The following is an 18,183-nucleotide window of genomic DNA, read 5'->3' on the forward strand; positions in this document are numbered from 1 at the left end:
GCCCTGGGCGGGACGCTGACCGTCGACAGCGTCCCCGGCTCGGGCACCGTTCTCGTCGCAACCCTACCGATCTGACCCGATATCGACAGGAGGGAAAACCCTCAACCACCGGGGGTCCGGACGGCGATGAGCGCGATGTCATCGGTACCGGCAATAGGCAGTTCGTCCAGGAGCCCATCGCACAGATGCGCCACGGGCCGGCGCGCGAGCCCGGCGGCCTGACGACGGAGCCGCTCCAGGCTCGCGTCCAGGTGCTCGTTCGGATGCTCCACCAGGCCATCGGTGTAGAGCAGCAGCGTCGAACCAGGCGGAAGCGACTCCGTCGCACTGTGGTACTCCTGCTCGAACGGGAAGCCCAGCAGCGGATTGCTCGCCCCTTCGAGGAAGCGGCCCGCGCCCCCGGCGGTGACCAGCAGCGGCGGCGGATGCCCGGCGACCGCGTAGTTGAACTGCCACCGGCCGGGTTCGGGCTCCTCGACGCGCGCCAGGACGCAGGTCGCCGTCGCGTCCGGAGCCACCGTCTCCATCGCGTCGTTCAGGCGGCGCAGGATCTCGCCGGGCGGCGCGAGCCGGTCGGCCGTGAGCACCCGCAGCATGTTGCGGAGCCGGCTCATGTCGACGGCGGCGGCCAGGTCGTGCCCCGCCACGTCCCCGATGGCCACGACCGTCGCGCCGTCCGGGAGGACGAACGAGTCGTACCAGTCGCCGCCCACCTCGGCCGCCGCCGGGCTCGCCAGGTACCGCGCGACGATCCGCAGATCGGACAGCTCGGGCGGTTCGGCGAGCAGCCCGTGCTGCAGCGCCAGCGCGACCTGCTGCGTGCGGTAGAACTCGACGGCCCCGCTCAACGCGTCGTGCGTGTGCTCGAAGATCTGCCGCATGAGGGCGATGTCGTCGGGGTCCATCGGGCCGCGGCCGCCCCGCCGCGCGCCGGTGACCACCGCCGCGACCGCGCCGTCCACGACGACCGGCATCAGCACGACGCTCGTCGCGCCGGTCTCCGCCAGCCAGTCGGCCGTGGTCTTCGGCAGCAGGTCGACCGGCGGCCGGCCCGGCGGAAAGGTGCGTTGCAGCGGCCGCCGCCGCGCCAGCGCGCGGGCGAACGCGCTGTCGGGCGAGAACCGCTCATCGCCGCTGGGCGGCTTGCGCGGCAGCCCGCCGACCGCGGCGGTGGCGATCCGCCGGGCGATGACCGGCGCCCCGGCCGGACGGTCCCCCAGGTCGGGCAGCAGATACACGCCGCACCCGTCCGCGAGGGCGGGCACCAGGACGTCGGCGAGCGCGGCGAAGATGTCGGTCAGCGCCGTCTGCTCGGTGGCTGCCGCGGCGGCGCGGTCGAGCAGCGCGCGGCGCTGCCGGTCCCGGTGCTCCTGCTCGATGTCGAAGCACGTGCCGATCCACTCGACGACGACGCCGTCCTCGACCACCGGCGCGGACCGCACCTCGAAGTGCCGGTACTCGCCGTCCCGCGTGCGGACCCGGTAGACGTGGTGCCACGGGCGCAGCTCCCGGCGCGTGCGCTCCCACGACCGCAGCGTCGCCTCGACGTCGTCGGGGTGCAGCGCCCGTGTCCAGCCGTCGCCGCGGAACTCCTCAGGGGTCTGCCCGGTGATGCGCTCCCAGCCGCCGTGCGACTCGACGACCTGGCCGGCCGGGTCCGTCACCCAGACGACCTGCGCGTTGATCCACACCAGGCTCTCGAACCGGCGGCGCAGCCGCGTCTGCTCCTCGGTCACCCGGTCCGCGCGCCGGACCGCCGCGACCTGCTCGGTGACGTCCACGGCCACCACGAGGACCCCGGGCCGCTCGTGGGTGAACCGCGAGAGGCTGAACGAGAAGCACCGCTCCGGATCGGCGACGCGCGCGGCGGCCAGCCGCACCGGCGCCTCGACCAGGCTGACCGTCTCACCGGTGGCCAGCACACGGTCGAACAGGTCGCCGTATTCGCGCTTCGCCACCGTGCTGAACGCTTCTCCGATCGGCTCGCCGAGCGGGAAGTCCCCCACCAACGACCGGTAGGCGTGGTTCGCGTACACCAGGCGGTGCTCCGGCCCGATCGTCAGCGCGACCGCGACCGGCGCCGGATCGAAGGCCTCCAGCGCGAGCCGCCCCATGCCGACCCCGCCCGCACCGCCCATCGCCAGTCCCCCGGTCCCGTCCGCAACCGCCTTCTCCGGGTTCCTGCCCACTCGCGGCGCGACTTCCTCACGGCGGCGCCGAATGCTCCGGCTCCATCCCCCGCCATCACCCAAAGTTGGGACGCCGTTTCAGGGAAAGGAGGACGCCCGCCGGTCCGCCGCACATGCGAAAGGCCGGTTCCGACGAGCGGAACCGGCCTTTGTCGACCTTGTGGAGCTGAGGGGATTTGAACCCCTGACCCCCTCGATGCGAACGAGGTGCGCTACCGGTCTGCGCCACAGCCCCAAGGACGTGTTTAGGTTAGCAGGACTCGGGAGCGTTCGCGTAATCGAAGGCGCCGGGTCACTCGCCGACGGCGCGGCGGTCGTCGGCGTACTGGTCGAAGACCTCCTCCTCCGCGACGGGGAGGAGCTCGATGACCTCGGCCTCGTCGGCGGGCTCGGGTTCCGCGGCGGCGAGCTCGGCGGCCAGGGCGCGGCGCTCGGCGGCCTCCCGGCGGCGGACCGCGTCCACGCCGACCGCCACGCGCAGCAGCGCGAGGTGCCCGGCCAGCAGCAGGACGGCCGGGACGGTCGCGAACCACGGCGCGACGCCCGTCGCCGCCAGGACCACCGAGGTCAGGAACAGCAGCGTGAGGCCCGCCGTGCGACGGCGGCGGCGCGCGATGACGGCGGCGCGGCCGGCGCGGCGGCGCGGGGCGGCCGGGACCGGGTCGTGGGTGTCCGCGTCGTCCTCCGCCTCGATCTCGGCCGGGGGCCCGTCGGCGTCGGTGTCCGCGAGGTCGGCCTCGTCCGTCTCCCCGCCGCGGCGGGTCCGGAAACGGGATGCTCCGGGGGATTCATTGTTGTCCCGGCGGAGCCACATGGGAACCAGGACGACGGCCCAGACGGCCACGATCGCGAGATAGAGGACGGCGCTGCTCAAGCGGCCACCCCCCGGCGCCGGGGGCGGCCCGGAGCACGGCGACGGAGCGGGCCGCGAAGCGGCTCGCGCACGTGCGTCGGGAGCAGGGTCACGCCCGCACGCTACGAGTCGGTGTCAATGGTTGACGAGCATAAGGGGCGGTGTGTCGCGAGATAGTTCTCTTGGTTACTCTCCGTTTGCCGAGGCTTCGCCGACGCAGGAAACTTACGGCGCGCCGCCCCGTCCGGACGTCACCGTCCGCTCAAATGTCAGGGTGACGAGGAGGAGTGGGGAAATGCTCGTTTGCGGGCGGCGAGCCAGCGCGCCCGCAACCCGCCCGGCACGTCCTCCACGGTGAGGGCGTAGCAGATGTGGTCGCGCCAGGCGCCGTCGATGTGGAGGTGCCGCCGCCGAATTCCCTCCTCGCGGAACCCGAGCTTTTCCACGACCCGGCGGCTCGCGGTGTTCTCCGGCCGGATATTGGCCTCGACGCGGTGCAGCCCGACGGTGAAGAAGCAGTGGTCGACGGCGAGCGCGACGGCGGTGGGGGTGATGCCGCGCCCGGCGACCCGCCGGTCCACCCAGTACCCGATCTGCGCGGACCGCGCCGAGCCCCACACGATCGCGCCGACGGTGAGCTGCCCGGCGAACCGGTCCTCGTGGGTGACGACCCACGGCAGCGCGAGCCCCTGCCGGGCCTCGCGGCGCATCGTGCGCACCATCGCGAAGTAGGGGCCGAGGCCGCTGCGGAAGAGCGGCGTCTCGGGATTGGTGGGCTCCCACGGGCGGAGCCATTCGGCGTTGCGGACGCGCAGATCGCGCCAGACGGACGCGTCGCGGTGCCGCAGCGGGCGCAGCCCGACCGGACCATCGGTCAGCGTGACCGGCCATCCCCGCATGCGTTCCACGGCTCCATGATTCCCTTTTCGAGGGTGCGGACGCCATCCATTGTCCCGCAGATCCGCCCCGGCCGCCCGGCGCGGCGCGCTCGGCCCCGTACCGGCTACGGAAAGACGTGGTGCCGGTGGGGATACAGGTCCCGCAGAACGCCGATCTCGGCGGTGTGGTGGGAGAACTCGTCGAGGACGTGGATCGCGAGGTCCAACGTCGTCCGGTCGCCGTACGCCCCGAATTTCCCCCCGAGCGGCCGATCCCACTCGGCGGCGCCGAGTTTGCGCAGTGCCGGGGCGGGGTCGGTCATCAGCTCTCCGGGGGGCGGGGGTGGTCGCCGCCTCCGATCTGGTCGACGGCGTGGTGCAGGACGGTCCGCAGGACGGCCATCCCGTCGCGGACGCCGCCCGTGGAGCCCGGGAGGTTCACGATCAGCGTACGTCCGGCGATCCCGGCGACGCCCCGGGACAGGATCGACGCGGGGACCTCGGCGCGGCCCTCCTGGCGGATCGCCTCCGCGATGCCCGGGATCTCCCGCTCGACGATCCGGCGCGTCATCTCCGGCGTCGCGTCGGTCGGGCTCAGCCCGGTGCCGCCCGTGGTGACGACCACGTCGTAGCCCTGCGCGACCGCGTCCGCGAGGACCTCGGCGACCGGTTCCCCGTCCGGCACGACGACCGGGCCGTCCACCTGGAGGTCCAGGTCCTCGAGCAGGGTCACCAGCATCGGGCCGGACCGGTCCTCGTACACCCCCGCCGCCGCGCGGTTCGACACGGTGACCGCCATCGCGCGGATCACCGGTCGGCCGCCCGCCGCCACGTCCCGGTCTTGCCGCCGGTCTTCTCCTCGACGCGGACGCGCTCGATCGACGCGGCCGGGTCGATCGCCTTCACCATGTCGACCAGCGCGAGCGCGGCGGCCGTGACCGAGGTCAGCGCCTCCATCTCCACGCCCGTGCGGTCCGCCGTGCGGGTCGTCGCGGTGATCTCGACGCCGCCGTCGGTGACCGCGAGGTCCACCGCGACGCCGTGCAGCGCGATCGGATGGCACAGCGGCACCAGGTCCGGCGTCCGTTTCGCGCCCATGATCCCGGCGATGCGCGCGACCGACAGCGCGTCGCCCTTCGGGACGTCCCCGGCGCGCAGCGCCGCGACGCACCCGGCCGACAGCGCGACGAACCCCGTCGCGGTCGCGGTGCGGTCGGTGACCTTCTTGTCCGCGACGTCGACCATCCGCGCCGCGCCCGCCTCGTCCAGATGGCTGAACCCGGCGAACTCCGAACCCATGCTCATGACGGCAACCTCATGACCTCGACATGCGCCCCCGCGGGCACGGCCTCGACGTCCTCGGGGAGGACGATCAGCGCGTCCGCGCCCGCGAGCGCGCCGAGCTGGTGCGACCCCTGCCGGTCGGCGGGGGCGACGGTGGGATGGCCGCGGGTCTCGCTGAGCGTCCCGCGCTGGTAGTGGCGGATTCCGGCGGGCGAGCGCAGGTCCGCGGTGAGGACGGCGCTGACCGTCGGCAGCGCCTCCGGCGGCAGGCCCTGCATCGCGCGCAGCGCCGGCCGGACGAACACCTGGAACGACACGTACGCGCTGACCGGGTTGCCGGGCAGCGTGAAGACCGGCGTCCCGTGCAGGAGCCCGAACCCCTGCGGTTTGCCGGGCCGCATCCGCACCTTGTGGAAGGCGACGGACCCGACGCCGGTCAGGACCTCCTTCACCACGTCGCGGGCACCCATCGACACGCCGCCGGACGTCACGACGGCGTCGGCGCGGGCCAGGACGTCCTCCAGCGTCCGCAGCACCTCGGCGGGGTCGTCGCCGACCGTCGCCTGCCGGTACCCGACGCCGCCCGCCTCGGTGACGGCGGCGGTCAGCATGAAGCTGTTGGAGTCCCAGATCTGGCCGGGCGCCAGCTCCGAGCCGGGTTCCCGCAGCTCGCTGCCAGTGGACAGCACCACCACGCGCGGTTTCGGCCGCACCCGGACGCTCGCCCGGCCGACCGCCGCGACCATGCCGAGCCGTGCGGCCGTGAGCCGCGCCCCCGCCGCCGCGACGACCTCGCCCGCGATCACGTCCTCCCCCGCGCGCCGGATGTAGTTCCCCGGCGGCGCGGCCCGGAAGACCCGCACCGCGCGGACGCCGCCGTCCGTCCACTCGACGGGGATGACCGCGTCCGCCCCGGCGGGCAGCGGCGCGCCCGTCATGATCCGCGCGGCGAGCCCGCCGGTGATCGCCTCGACGCCCGCGTCCCCGGCGGCGATGTCCCCGACCACCGGCAGCTCGACCGGCGACGCGTCGGTCGCCCCGGCGATGTCGGCGGCGACGACCGCGTAGCCGTCCATCGCCGAGTTGTCGAACGGCGGCAGCGGCACCGGCGCGGTGACGGGCTCGGCCAGGACCGTGCCCGCCGCCTCCAGCAGCGCGAGATCCAGCGGCTCCGGCACGGGGACGCCGGCCAGGATCTCGGCGAGATGTTCCTCGACCGTTCTCATGCCCACGTCTCCCAAGTGTGCCGGGTCGTCACCGGGGACCGGCGCCGTCCACGCCGTCGTGCTCCCGGCAGAATTCGCGCAGCCAGGCGAGGAACTCGGCCGACAGGTCCTCGCGCTCGGACGCGAACATCACGACGGTGCGCAGGTACTCCAGCTTGTTGCCGGTGTCGTAGCGGCGGCCCCGGAACTTCACGCCGTACACGCCGCCGCCCTGCTCGGGCGGCGTGTCGGCGAGGGTGCGCAGCGCGTCGGTGAGCTGGATCTCGCCGCCCCGGCCGGGCGGCGTCCTCTCCAGGACGTCGAACACGGCGGGGTCGCACACGTACCGGCCGATGATGATCCAGTTGCTGGGCGCCTCGTCCTTCGGGGGCTTCTCGACCAGGTCGGTGATCCGGACGACGTCGTCCTCGTCGGTCGCCTCGATGGCGGCGGAGCCGTAGGCCGACACCTGGTCGGGCTCCACCTCCATGAGCGCGACGACGCTGCCGCCGTACCGCTGCCGCACCTGGATCATCCGGCGCAGGAGGTCGTCGCGCGCGTCGATCAGGTCGTCGCCGAGGAGGACCGCGAACGGCTCGCGGCCCACGTGCTGGCGGGCGCAGAACACCGCGTGCCCGAGCCCCTTCGGCTCGCCCTGCCGGACGTAGTGCATGATCGCCAGGTCCGCGGACTCGCGGACGGCGGCCAGCCGCTCCTCGTCCCCCTTGGCGTCGAGGGCCTCCTCCAGTTCGTAGGCGCGGTCGAAATGGTCCTCGATGGACCGCTTGTTCCGGCCGGTGATCATCAGGACGTCGGTGAGTCCCGCGTCGACGGCCTCCTCGACGACATACTGGATCGCCGGTTTGTCGACGATCGGCAGCATCTCCTTCGGCGTCGCCTTGGTCGCGGGCAGGAAGCGCGTGCCCAGGCCCGCCGCGGGGACGACCGCCTTGAGTACAGGTGCGTTGTCGGCCATGTTCAGACCCTAGCCACCCCCGAGGGGAGCACCATGAGCGACATGGGCGCGAAACCGGATCTGCGTGCTTCGCACCTCGCCGCGCGGGCCGCGCTGGAGCCGTCCGCGCGCGCAGCGGCGGGCCGTTCGCTGCGCGACCACCTGCTGTCGGCGCCCGAGATCGAGATGGCCGGGACCATCGCGGCGTACGCGTCGGTCGGCGGCGAGCCGGACACGCGCGGCCTGCTGTTCGCCCTGTGGAAGCGGGGCGCGTACGTCCTGCTCCCCCTGCTGCTGCCGGACGGCGACCTGGACTGGGCGTCCTACGAGGGCCCGGACTCGCTCGCCCCGGGGCCGCGCGGGACGCTGGAGCCGACCGAGCCGCCGCGCGGTCCGGGCGCGGTGGCCAGCGCGGACGTCGTCCTGACGCCCGCCGTGGCGGTGGACCGGTCGGGGACGCGCCTCGGCCGGGGCGGCGGCTCCTACGACCGGGCGCTGGCGCGGGTGGGTCCGGCGATCCTGACCGTCGCGCTGCTGTACGACGGCGAGCTGGTGGACCGGCTCCCGGCGGAGCCGCACGACCGCCGGGTGCGCGCGGCGGTGACGCCGTCCGAGGGGCTGGTGCGGTTCCCATGATCGTCCTCCCTGTCCGCGACGGCCCGGTGACCGTGCGTCGCCATCCTGCGACAGGGGTCTGACATTTTCGGGACGGGCCGCTCCGCCCGGGGGACGAACGCCGCCTCTGGGGAAGAACATGACCAAAGGGGTCGACGGCACCGCTGATACGCAGGCCAGGGCGCATTTACGCGGACAATCCAGGCGTCGCGACCACGCCGACGGGTCAACGAAAGTATGCGATCTGCGGCTAAATCTGTAGGATTCCTAAACGATCACCGGTCGCGACCCCCTGGGGAGGGATGTGCATCTCGAACTCTGGCTACTCCTCGGATCCACACTCGTACTCAGCGCGATCGTCGCGGTGCGCCTGTCCCACCGCGCCGGGCTGCCCAGCCTCCTGGCGTACATGGGGCTCGGCCTCCTCATCGGCGAATCCGGCCTGGGCATCGACTTCGACAACGCCGAACTCGCCGAGGTCCTCGGGCTCGCCGCGCTCGTCCTGATCCTCGCCGAGGGCGGCATCACCACCGACTGGCGGCACGTCCGCGCCTCGGTGCCCGCCGCGATCTCGGTCTCCGTCCTCGGCACGCTGATCAGCATCGGCGTCGTCGCCGGGGCCGCGATGTGGCTGCTCGACATGAACTGGCAGCTCGCGTTCCTGCTCGCCGCCGTCCTCGCGCCCACCGACGCCGCCGCCGTGTTCTCCGTACTGCGGCGATTGCCCCTCCCGTCCCGGCTCACCGGGTTGCTCGAAGCCGAGTCCGGATTCAACGACGCCCCCGTCGTGATCATCGTCGTCACGCTCAGCACCGCCCACGCGAGCGTCCCGAACCTCCCCGAGCTGTTCGGCGTCATGGTGTACGAGCTGGTCGCGGGCGGACTCATCGGCTTCGCCATCGGCTGGCTCGGCGCGTACGGGCTGCGGCACATCGCGCTGCCCGCGTCCGGCCTCTACCCCATCGCGGTGCTGTCGCTGTCGGTCGCCGCGTACGGCGTCACGGCGGAACTGCACGCCAGCGGGTTCCTCGCCGTGTACGTCAGCGCGCTCGTCCTCGGCAACTCGCGGCTCCCCCACCGGCCCGCCACGCGCGGTTTCGCCGAGGGGATCGGCTGGCTCGCCCAGATCGGGCTGTTCGTCATGCTCGGACTGCTCGCCTCGCCTGATCAGCTTCCCGCCCAGATCGTCCCCGCGCTCATCATCGGGTCGATCCTGCTGCTCGTCGCGCGGCCGATCTCGGTCGTGCTGTCGACGATCGGATTCCGGCTGAGCTGGGGCGAGAAGATGTTCGCGTCCTGGGCTGGGCTGCGCGGGGCCGTGCCGATCATCCTCGCGACGATCCCGTGGGTGAACGACGTCGAGGGCGCGGACCGGCTGTTCTCCATCGTCTTCGCGATCGTCGTGGTGTTCACGCTCGTCCAGGGGCCGACGCTGCCGCTCGTCGCGCGCTGGTGCCGGCTCAAGAACGACGACGCCCCGCGCGAACTCGGCGTCGAGGCCGCGCCGCTGGAGGAACTGCACGCCGAGCTGCTGGAGATCCGGGTGCCGCCGGACTCCCTGCTCGGCGGCGTGGAGCTGTTCGAGCTGCGGCTGCCCAAAGGCGCGTCGATCACGCTCGTCGTCCGGGACGGGACGAGCTTCGTGCCCGGGGCGACCACCGCGCTCCAGGGCGGCGACACCCTGCTCGTCATCGCGACCGAGGACGTCCGGGACCTCACCGAACGGCGGCTCCGCGCCATCAGCAGGCGCGGCAAGCTCGCGGGCTGGTTCGGCGAGACGGGCGGGTAGGCCGGGGCGCGCCCGCTCCGGGAACAGGGGCGGGACGAATCCCGTTGCCATCATCGGTACCATTAGCAGTCGTTTCAACTGAGTGCCAGCCCGCTGGTCCGGGCTGAGTCAGCGAGGAGGAACCGTGCCGACGTATCAGTACGTTTGCACCGAGTGCGGCGAGCCTCTGGAGGTCGTGCAGAAGTTCAGCGACGACGCGCTGACCGAGTGCCCGGCCTGCTCGGGCAAGCTCCGCAAGGTCTTCTCGGCGGCGGGGATCATCTTCAAGGGGTCGGGCTTCTACCGGACCGACAGCCGGGGGTCGGGGTCGACGTCCACGGTGACGTCGTCGTCCTCGAACTCGTCGTCGGGCGGGTCGGACTCGGGCAAGACGGACGCTTCTTCGTCGTCCTCGTCCTCGGGGAAGAGCGAGTCGTCCTCCTCTTCTTCCTCGGCGTCTTCGTCGTCTTCGTCTTCGTCTTCGTCTTCGTCTTCGTCGGAGAAGGTCGCCTGACGCACGTCGATCTCCCCCTCCGGGCGCGCTCGCTTCGCCTCCGGAGGGAGATCGTGCTTTCCGCCGACCGGCCTGGTACCGCCGGTCCTTCGCCGACCCTGCTCGGGGGCGCGGTGCTCGCCGCTCGCGTCTTTCGCCGAGCGGCGGCTTCCTGTTCGGCCGCCGCAGTCCGCCGCACCGCGCTCACCTGCGGCAATGCCGTCGCGGGCACCGAGTTATCCACAGCCTGTGCGTGATTTCGGCGCGCCGCGCGGCGGCTGTCTAGGGTCGCGGCATGACGACTTCGCGCCCGCCCGTCGCCGAGATCGGCGTCATCGGCGGTTCGGGCTTCTACTCCTTCCTCACCGACGCCGAGGAGATCCGCGTCGACACGCCGTTCGGCGCGCCCAGCGACCCGGTCGCGGTCGGCGAGCTCGCCGGGCGGCGGGTCGCGTTCCTGCCGCGCCACGGCCGCGACCACCGGTTCCCGCCGCACGCGATCCCCTACCGGGCGAACCTGTGGGCGCTGCGGTCCCTCGGCGTGCGGCAGGTCGTCGCGCCGAGCGCCGTCGGGTCGCTCGTGCCCGACCGGGGGCCGGGGACGCTCGCCGTGCCGGACCAGCTCGTCGACCGCACGGCCGGCCGCGCCCAGACGTACTACGAGCGGGGCGGCGCGGTCCACGTCCCGTTCGCCGACCCGTACTGCGCGGAGGGCCGCCGGGTCTCGCTCGCGGCGGGCCGCGCCGCCGGATGGGAGCCGGTGGACGGCGGCACGCTGGTCGTCGTCGAGGGGCCGCGCTTCTCGACGCGCGCCGAGTCGCAGTGGTTCGCGGCGCAGGGGTGGACGCTCGTCGGGATGACGGGGCATCCCGAGGCCGTCCTCGCGCGGGAACTCGCGCTCTGCTACACGCCGCTGTGCCTCGTCACCGACCTCGACGCGGGCGTCGAGACGGGCGAGGGCGTGACGATGGCGGACGTCCTGGCGGTGTTCCGCGCCAACATCGGGCGGCTGCGGACGCTCGTCGGCGACGTGGTGGCCGCGCTCCCGGCCGAGCGGACGTGCGCGTGCCCGGACGTCCTGTCCGGCGCGGACCTGCCCCTGGAGCTGCCGTGAACAGGGCTGGTATGAACAGGGCCGGCGCGCTGTCGGCGCGGTCCCGGTTACTGCGCCGGCGCCGCCCGCTGGCGGCGGCGCTCGCGGCGCTCGGCACGGGCTTCGGGCTGCTCGCGCTGCGCCCGCCCGGCGCGGCCGCGGCGGACGTCCTCGCCGCCGCGCGCGACCTGCCCGCCGGGGTGACGATCCGTCCCTCGGACGTGCGGCGGACGGCCGTCCCGCCGAGCGCGGTGCCCGCCGGAGCCCTGCACGGCCGGATCGCCGGCCGGGTGCTGGCGGGCGCGATGCGGGCGGGCGAGCTGTTCACCGACGCGCGGGTCGTGGGCGCGGCGGGCCTGCTGCGCGGCCTTCCGGCCGGGACCGTCGCGACCCCCGTCCGCATCGCGGACGCCGACGCGGTCCGCCTGCTGCGGCCGGGCGACCGCGTGGACATCCTGGCGGCCGGACCATCGGACGGCGCGGCGGCGACCGAACCGGCGGCGGATGTGGAGATTCCCGGCCCCGGACCGCGAACGCCGGGCGAGGACGGCGAACGGCCGGAGTCGCCCGGCAACGCGCGGCCCGGCATGTTCGACGGCGGCGGAACACCGCCGGGAACAACGGAAGGCACGCAACCGGGTGGCTCTGGCACGAGACCTGGCGCGTCCGGCAACGGTGAACAATCCCGGAGGTCCGGCGACGGGGAACGGCCCAGGACGTCCGGCGGCGGTGACACGCACCCGATAACGCCCCGCAGCGGACCTCGCCCGGGAAAGCCCAGCGAGAACGGCGAACGGTCGGGGGCGTCCGGCAGCACGCACCCGGAGACTCCCCGCGGCAGACCCCGGCCCGGGGTACCTGACGGAGCCAGCACGCGGTCGGGAAAGCGCGGCGACGTCGGCAAGCCTGGCAGCGTGAGGGAACACCCCGCGACTCCGGGGACACGACGCGAGGCGTCCGGCACACGGCCCGGGATGCCGCGCGGGAACAAGCGATCGGGTTCCGCAGGCGCGCCCATCCTTCCCCGACCGGGCCTGGAACCGTTCCAGCCCGTGTCGGTCAGCGCTGGGCGCGCGCGTCCATCGTCGCGGCGCCCGCCCTTCGCATCGGCCGCCGGATGGTCGGACCGCCCGTCGCCTCTCGCGCGTCCGGCCGAGCCTGCGGCGGCTGCAGCGAGCGGGTTCATGCCGCAGAGGCGGCGAGCGACGCCCATTCCGCTGCCCCCAGACCCGGCGAGCGCGAATCTCGCCGGACGACCGACTCCGCCGAGCGTGAACTCCGGCCCTGTGGGTCCGGCGGGCACCGACTCCGGTGGTCCTCCGCGTCCCATGAACGTGGGCTTCGGTGAATCCACCGGCCCGGCGGGCGGGGGCTACGGCGGCCGGGCGCGGCTGATCGTCGCCGGAGTGACGGTGGTCGCGGTTCCGAAGATCCGCGCGCAGGGCGAAGGCGCGCTGATCGTCGTCGCGACGGACCGCGCGCAGGCCGCCGCGCTGACCGGCGCGGGCGGCTACCTGGCGGTCACGATCAGCCCGGGATAGCGCCGTGAGGTCGGTTCGACGAAAGGAGGCGTCCGCCCGCGTCCCTCGCGCACTGTGACCAGGTTCACCGGAGTTCCGGGCCGCCAGCGGGAGCGCGCCATCCGATCCTCAAGCGGTTCGGACGGAAAGCGCCGAGCGGCAGTCCTCGGTAACACCGCTCATGGAGCCGGGCACACAGGGTAAGAAGGAGGCCGCACGAACACCCCCGACATGTTGTGGAGAGAACCCTGATGGGCGGCTTCAAGAAGTTCCTGATCCGCGGAAACCTGGTCGATCTCGCGGTCGCGGTCGTCGTCGGCGCGGCGTTCGCGTCGCTGGTGAAGGACTTCGCGAACTCGTTCATCACGCCGCTGATCGCGCTGTTCGGCGGGAAGCCGGACTACACCGAGCTGACGTTCAAGATCGCCGGAACGACGTTTCCCTACGGCAACTTCGTGACCTCGGCCCTGTCGTTCTTCATCACGGCGGCGATCGTGTACTTCCTGGTGGTCCTGCCGACCAGCAAGATCCTCGAACGCCTCGACCGCGGGAAGGAGCGCACCGAGCGCGAGTGCCCCGAGTGCCTGGGCGAGATCCCGATTCGGGCCCGCCGCTGCCGCCACTGCACGGCGGTCGTCATCGAGTCCGCCCCCGCGGACGCCGTCGCCCCGAACCCCCGCTCAGGCTCCACCACCGCCTGACCGACGCGCCGCCCGGCGCAGAAGGGAATGAACGAGCCGAACGCCCAATTCAACCCGCCGAGCTTCGGCGTCGCAGAGCGCCGCAGTCCCACGCCAGTGAGGCGCAGGCGGCGGCTTTTTCGTCCGCTTCTACTCGGTGCCGAATTCCCAGTGCCACGGTTCGAAGGGGTTGCTGTACGCCCAGGCGGGGTGGCGCCAGCCGAAGCGGCCCGCGTTCGCCTCCATCCAGCGGAACTGGATCGAGCCGGAGATCTGGACGCCGCCGCAGATGTCGACGGCCTGGCCCTTGCCGTGGTTGCTCGTCCCCGGGACGGCGGCGAACGCCGGGCGGCGGGCGTAGATCGACTGCTGCTCGGCGAGGCTGCGGTAGGAGTCGGTGAGGCACATGTCGCGGCCGAACCGCCTCTTGTAGGCGGCGTTGAGCTTGTAGAAGGCGAGGGCCGCGTCGGCGCGCAGCTCGCGGCCCTTCTGCGGCAGGGGGCACAGGTACTTGTCCGGGATGAGCCCGTTGGGGAACCGCTTGGCGTCCGCCGCGAGGCTCTTGTCGCAGGCCATCTCCAGGCGGCGCTCGCGGCTGACGTCCAGCTTGTTCATCATCGCGGTGAGCTGCCGGGTGAGGTCCGCCGACTTCGTCTTGAGGTCCTGGATCTGCTGCTCCACCTTCGTCTGCGCGACGGCGTTGCGCGACTGCAGGTCCTGGGCGGTGGACGCGAGCTGCTCGCGGCGCTTCTCGTACTGACCGGCCTGCGCGATGAGGCCCTGCTGGTCGGCGGCGAGGTGGTCGACGTCCGCAGAGGTGCGCAGCGCGTCCTCCGGGTCGCCGGTGCCGAAGACCGCCATCGACCCGGCGGCGTTCTGCTGCTGGTAGCTGGCGTTGGCGAGGCTGGCGAGCGGGCCGCGCACGCGGTTGACGTCCGCCTCGGCCGCGGCGAGCTGCTTGAGCGTCGTCTGGAGCTTGCGCTGGGAGCCTTCGAGGTCCTTCTCGCGGCCCTCCAGTTGCCTGGTCGCCTTCTCCAGGTCCTTCCGCGCCGCGGTGGCCTGGCGCTGCAGCGCGTCCAGCGGGTCCTGGCGCTGCGCGGCCCGTCCGGGGGACGCGCCGATCGCCGACATCACCAGGACGACCGCGGTCAGCACCGCCGCCCGGGGGGATGGCACGGTGGTTTTCCTCCTGATGCCCAAATGCAGAACAGCGCCAGGAACGCTACTACAGGTTCACGGGTCGTCCTGGCAGATCAGCGCGCTCCACGCGGATGCCTGCGGCACCATCGCCCGATGACCGGAATGTCCTCCATCCCGGGCGGGCACGGCTCGTACCGCGGCCTCGACGGCCTGCCGGACGGCTTCCGCCGCGTGCTCGGCGGCGCCGCCGGCCGCGTCGCCTTCGGCGTCGCGCGCCGCACCGGACGCGGCGGGATCGACTCCCCGTACGTGGGATGAATCTCAGGACTGCGCGGCGCACGCGCGACGGACGCCTCCGCGCGCTGCGGCGGCGACTCCCGCCCGCCGTCGCGCGACCCCAGCACCGCCAACCCGCCGACGGCGACGCACGCGACGATCCCGCCCGTCACGAGGACGGCGGCCCGGCTCACCCGCCCGCCGCGAACGGCGTCCTCACCCGTCTGCGTCTTCCCCCGATGCCGTCCGCCCACGGGACGGAAGCGTACAGAAGCGGCCAAGACCCAACGAGCCGGCACCGCATATCGGGGAGCGGACTCCCGTCCCGTTCCCTTAACCTGTACGCGTCGTCCGCTACGCTCCTGTATCGGGCGTCACCAGCCTCCGTAGCTCAGGGGATAGAGCACCGCTCTCCTAAAGCGGGTGTCGCAGGTTCGAATCCTGCCGGGGGCGCCGTACAGACCTGTGCGTGATCGCCGTTCTCGGCGTCCGCTGAACCGTCCAGCGCTTCCCGCGCCGCCTCACGCTGGGCGGGAAGCACGTCGCCTCCGACGGTCACCTGGAAGCGTCTTCCCTCGGCGGATCTCCAGTCGGAACGCCTCGAACAACCGGTGTGCCATCGCCTCCGGCGGCCCTTCGAGACCCATTCCGTCGAAAGGGCCTCCAGCAGGTCGGGGCACCGCCGACTCGGCCGTGCGGCCGCCAACTCGGCCAGCCGCCGCTCCTTCTCTTTCCGCTCCGCGCCGAGACTCGCGACCCGCGCGTTGACCTCCTGGGTGAAGTCAGGGTCCAGGACGTCGAGGTGCTCCAGGCTGGCGACCAGGCGCGCGAGATCGTCCAAGGCACGGCCTCGGTTCTGACGCGGTGGGTAGCCGCCGACCCGAGGAACGGGTTTCGACCGCGATCAACGCCGTCCGGTCGAACCGACGCGAGAGACGGCGACCGAGCGCGGCAGCACCCGCCGAGAGCAGCCCCCACACCCCCGGCGACCAGAACGGCACGTGGGTGCCGTAGTCGAGCGCGAACACGCACCCGCCCCGGGCGGCCAGGACGCACGTCCGGCCCGCCGCCAGCCGAACATGTTCGCCCCGCGCCGTGCCGTCGTTGAGGTGCTCCTCGGTTTGGTCGATACCGACCCGGCCATCACTGGTGCCGACAAGACGCAACCCGTCCTGCCACGCGCACGACACCTTCCCCAAGTCATGGACGAGCCCGAGGTACTCGGCGGCCTCGCGCGCGCCGAACGCGTCCGCGAAACGTTTCGCCCGAGCCGCAGTCCCCCGCAGATGATCCGCCAGGTCGTGACAACGCCCCAGCCCGTTCGCACTGTGCGCATGAATCTCCTCGGAACGCACCCGGCGACCTCCACCGCGGAGAAGCTCACCCGGTCACGGCAAGCAGCCGACGACCTCGGCCAGTAGCTTTACCGCAACCATTCGTCACCGAGCACCCGTTCACGCCAACGGACCAGAGTTGGCTCACCCCAGCAAACGACTTGACGCCGCCCGCAGCGCGGATCGGCCAACAGCACGCCGCCGGGCCTCACCGCTTGCGACCTCGCAGCGGGCGAGTGCTCCTAATCGCGATCGAACGCAGCTGGTCACGGGCACTGGGCCTGCGCCGTCTGTCTGGTCCCCGCAGGGAGCACGCCGAAAATCGGGCGGGGCGTCAGCGCAACTGAGCCCCGCCCGATCTTGTGAGCCGCAGGGTACGTCGGACTCTCAGTTAACGAACTACTTCTTCTTCGGCTTCGACGGCTTCTCCACGACCGTGGTCTTGGGGTGCCGGGCCGCCGTCGCCTTGCTCACGTACCTACCCGTGATCGCACTCCGGGCCTTGCCTGAGCTCGAGGACTTACTCTCCTTCGCCATGCGCCTGCTCACCCCCTGTCCGAGCCGAGCACCTACGCGAAACGGCCGGGGCTTGCGCGTACCCGCTTGCCCCCGCCGTATAGAGTCCAGGACTCTCGCCAAAGAGACAGACCCCAGCCAGGTGCCATCCCCAGCGTTGGTGCCCAGGCTGGAGTTTTCAGCTCTCGGTAACCGTAACAGGCGGCACCGACATTTCACCCGCCCGACGCACCACATATTGACGGACCGAACCTCCTCGACACCAGATGTTGGGTCGACTGTCTCGTCGCCCCGCCTGGCTCACCGGGTGGCGGACTACGTCGGCCCCGCCTCGGGGGATCGGCCGGTTCGCAGGTAGGCCAGTAGTTCGGTCAGGGAACGCTCGACGGCTCGGGCGTCGATGCGGTAGTACACCTGCCGGCCGTCCTTCCGATAGCTCAGCACGCCGCTTCGGCGCAGGGCCGCCAGTCGTTGCGAGGCGGTCGGCTGGGCGATCCCCATGCGCTCGGCGACCGAGGAGACCGTCAGCTCCGCGCCGCCGGCGAACAGCGCGAGCAGGTCCTGCCGCTGTTCACCCGCCAGCGCCCGCAGGATTCCACGCGTCTCGGCGTTGAGCGCGAAAGCCGCGGAGGGAGTCTCGGCGGCGCCGGCCGTATCGGGTCGCGCCGGGGCCGTCTGCGGCTCCGCCGCGTCCTCCGCGTCGATCACCGTGTCGGACATCGCCAGGCCCCTCTTCCCGCCGTCTCGGCGAGCCCGTTGCGTCGGACCGGCTCCGCTGCCGCCGAACGGGCCGTCCCGCCCGCGCACCGGCGCTCCCCACGCGGGGCGGGTCGGGCCGCGCATGGGCTCGAACGTACCCGAACCTTTGCATAATGCAAAGGAAAACCTGCGAATCCGGACACGCCGTAATCCCTGCTCACACCTGACGCGCGGCGGCCTCGGGGACGGCGCCGAGCCGCCGGCGGCGCATGCGATCGCCGTGCGCGGTTAGTGATCCGTTGTCGGGGTCTCCGGAGGGGGACGCCGACGACGGACGCAGCCGAGCGAGGGGACGCTATGCGGACGACGACGTACGGAGCCGTGGTGACGGTGGACTCCACCGCCACGTCGATCGCCAGCCCGCCGGGGCCGAGCCACCGCGTCGGGGTGCGGATACCGGGTCGCGGGGCGAGCGGCCCGCGCAGGCTGGAGGCCCTCCTGACCACCGAGGACGACGAACCGCTCCGGCCCGGAGACCATGCCCGCCAGGTGACGCTGGTGACGACCGATGAGCGAGCCCACGAACTCCTCACGACGGGAACCCGATTCGAACTTTGGACCCGTCACCTGGTCGGGCAGGGGGCGATCACGCGCCGCCGGTTCGTGTGAGGCCGTGCGCCCCGCC

At 72.7% G+C, this 18,183-nt stretch carries 19 protein-coding genes, 2 tRNA genes and 2 pseudogenes; 10 read left to right on the forward strand and 13 right to left on the reverse strand.

The window, feature by feature from the left end; genetic code table 11:
• Nucleotides 1-101: 101 nt before the first annotated feature.
• From G339_RS0130680 to galU, 9 genes are all read right to left on the reverse strand, one after another.
• A complete protein-coding gene (locus G339_RS0130680) occupies nt 102-2,189 on the reverse strand; it encodes a SpoIIE family protein phosphatase (protein ID WP_240489946.1) in 2,088 nt (695 codons plus the stop codon).
• A gap of 161 nt (nt 2,190-2,350) precedes the next feature.
• A tRNA-Ala gene (locus G339_RS0130685) sits at nt 2,351-2,424 on the reverse strand.
• Nucleotides 2,425-2,481: 57 nt separating this feature from the next.
• A complete protein-coding gene (sepX, locus tag G339_RS0130690) occupies nt 2,482-3,063 on the reverse strand; it encodes a divisome protein SepX/GlpR (RefSeq protein WP_019634900.1) in 582 nt (193 codons plus the stop codon).
• A gap of 248 nt (nt 3,064-3,311) precedes the next feature.
• Complete coding sequence (locus tag G339_RS0130695) at nt 3,312-3,941, reverse strand: GNAT family N-acetyltransferase (RefSeq protein WP_019634901.1); 630 nt, start codon at nt 3,939-3,941, stop codon at nt 3,312-3,314.
• A 104-nt stretch (nt 3,942-4,045) separates the two neighbouring features.
• Entirely contained in the window at nt 4,046-4,243 is a 198-nt protein-coding gene (locus G339_RS0130700) for a hypothetical protein (RefSeq protein ID WP_019634902.1), read from the reverse strand.
• Entirely contained in the window at nt 4,243-4,719 is a 477-nt protein-coding gene (locus tag G339_RS0130705; protein WP_033324881.1) for a MogA/MoaB family molybdenum cofactor biosynthesis protein, read from the reverse strand. Before G339_RS0130705 ends, G339_RS0130700 begins: the two co-directional genes overlap by 1 nt.
• Before the next feature lie 8 nt (nt 4,720-4,727).
• The gene (gene moaC, locus G339_RS0130710; RefSeq protein WP_019634904.1) at nt 4,728-5,225 is read right to left on the reverse strand and encodes a cyclic pyranopterin monophosphate synthase MoaC; all 498 of its coding nucleotides are present in this window, start codon (nt 5,223-5,225) and stop codon (nt 4,728-4,730) included.
• Nucleotides 5,222-6,430, reverse strand: a complete 1,209-nt coding sequence (gene glp / locus G339_RS0130715; protein ID WP_019634905.1) for a molybdotransferase-like divisome protein Glp — start codon at nt 6,428-6,430, stop codon at nt 5,222-5,224. The genes moaC and glp overlap by 4 nt, the downstream gene beginning before the upstream one ends.
• 28 nt (nt 6,431-6,458) lie before the next feature.
• Entirely contained in the window at nt 6,459-7,385 is a 927-nt protein-coding gene (galU, locus tag G339_RS0130720) for a UTP--glucose-1-phosphate uridylyltransferase GalU (RefSeq protein ID WP_019634906.1), read from the reverse strand.
• A gap of 33 nt (nt 7,386-7,418) precedes the next feature.
• Here galU and G339_RS0130725 point away from each other — a divergent pair, with 33 nt between their 5' ends.
• From G339_RS0130725 to G339_RS41175, 3 genes and pseudogenes are all read left to right on the forward strand, one after another.
• The gene (locus tag G339_RS0130725; protein WP_019634907.1) at nt 7,419-8,000 is read left to right on the forward strand and encodes a 5-formyltetrahydrofolate cyclo-ligase; all 582 of its coding nucleotides are present in this window, start codon (nt 7,419-7,421) and stop codon (nt 7,998-8,000) included.
• Nucleotides 8,001-8,283: 283 nt separating this feature from the next.
• Entirely contained in the window at nt 8,284-9,768 is a 1,485-nt protein-coding gene (locus G339_RS0130730) for a potassium/proton antiporter (protein WP_019634908.1), read from the forward strand.
• A 124-nt stretch (nt 9,769-9,892) separates the two neighbouring features.
• Nucleotides 9,893-10,033: pseudogene (locus tag G339_RS41175) on the forward strand (FmdB family zinc ribbon protein); the annotation flags it as partial.
• Between the two features lie 14 nt (nt 10,034-10,047).
• Here G339_RS41175 and G339_RS41180 read toward each other — a convergent pair.
• Nucleotides 10,048-10,266, reverse strand: a complete 219-nt coding sequence (locus G339_RS41180) for a hypothetical protein (protein WP_019634910.1) — start codon at nt 10,264-10,266, stop codon at nt 10,048-10,050.
• Nucleotides 10,267-10,535: 269 nt separating this feature from the next.
• Here G339_RS41180 and G339_RS0130745 point away from each other — a divergent pair, with 269 nt between their 5' ends.
• The 4 genes and pseudogenes from G339_RS0130745 to mscL all read left to right on the forward strand — a co-directional run bounded on the left by G339_RS0130745 (nt 10,536) and on the right by mscL (nt 13,554).
• Nucleotides 10,536-11,354, forward strand: coding sequence for an S-methyl-5'-thioadenosine phosphorylase (locus G339_RS0130745; RefSeq protein WP_019634911.1), 819 nt, complete (start codon nt 10,536-10,538; stop codon nt 11,352-11,354).
• Between the two features lie 11 nt (nt 11,355-11,365).
• Nucleotides 11,366-11,662, forward strand: a pseudogene (locus G339_RS41185) (SAF domain-containing protein); the annotation flags it as partial.
• Nucleotides 11,663-12,661: 999 nt separating this feature from the next.
• Entirely contained in the window at nt 12,662-12,874 is a 213-nt protein-coding gene (locus tag G339_RS40725; protein ID WP_019634913.1) for a hypothetical protein, read from the forward strand.
• Between the two features lie 230 nt (nt 12,875-13,104).
• The gene (gene mscL, locus G339_RS0130760) at nt 13,105-13,554 is read left to right on the forward strand and encodes a large conductance mechanosensitive channel protein MscL (protein ID WP_019634914.1); all 450 of its coding nucleotides are present in this window, start codon (nt 13,105-13,107) and stop codon (nt 13,552-13,554) included.
• Between the two features lie 129 nt (nt 13,555-13,683).
• Here mscL and G339_RS0130765 read toward each other — a convergent pair whose 3' ends face one another.
• Nucleotides 13,684-14,709 carry a D-alanyl-D-alanine carboxypeptidase family protein gene (locus tag G339_RS0130765; RefSeq protein ID WP_033324866.1) on the reverse strand — a complete coding sequence of 342 codons (1,026 nt, stop codon included), beginning with the start codon at nt 14,707-14,709 and terminating at the stop codon, nt 13,684-13,686.
• 117 nt (nt 14,710-14,826) lie between these two features.
• Between G339_RS0130765 and G339_RS39205 the strand changes: the two genes are divergently transcribed.
• On the forward strand, nt 14,827-14,991 hold the full coding sequence (locus tag G339_RS39205) for a hypothetical protein (RefSeq protein WP_157408119.1): 165 nt from the start codon (nt 14,827-14,829) through the stop codon (nt 14,989-14,991).
• A 338-nt stretch (nt 14,992-15,329) separates the two neighbouring features.
• A tRNA-Arg gene (locus tag G339_RS0130775) sits at nt 15,330-15,402 on the forward strand.
• 329 nt (nt 15,403-15,731) lie between these two features.
• On the opposite strand, the gene G339_RS39210 is transcribed toward G339_RS0130775, so the two are convergent.
• Together G339_RS39210 and G339_RS35910 are read right to left on the reverse strand one after the other, a co-directional pair.
• Nucleotides 15,732-16,304, reverse strand: a complete 573-nt coding sequence (locus G339_RS39210; protein ID WP_157408120.1) for a CRISPR-associated endonuclease Cas3'' — start codon at nt 16,302-16,304, stop codon at nt 15,732-15,734.
• Nucleotides 16,305-17,114: 810 nt separating this feature from the next.
• Nucleotides 17,115-17,519, reverse strand: coding sequence for an ArsR/SmtB family transcription factor (locus G339_RS35910; RefSeq protein ID WP_019634917.1), 405 nt, complete (start codon nt 17,517-17,519; stop codon nt 17,115-17,117).
• A gap of 336 nt (nt 17,520-17,855) precedes the next feature.
• Here G339_RS35910 and G339_RS39600 point away from each other — a divergent pair, with 336 nt between their 5' ends.
• Nucleotides 17,856-18,167, forward strand: a complete 312-nt coding sequence (locus tag G339_RS39600) for a hypothetical protein (protein WP_019634918.1) — start codon at nt 17,856-17,858, stop codon at nt 18,165-18,167.
• Nucleotides 18,168-18,183 lie beyond the last annotated feature (16 nt).

This window comes from Actinomadura atramentaria DSM 43919 (assembly GCF_000381885.1).
Classification (GTDB): Bacteria; Actinomycetota; Actinomycetes; order Streptosporangiales; family Streptosporangiaceae; genus Spirillospora; species Spirillospora atramentaria.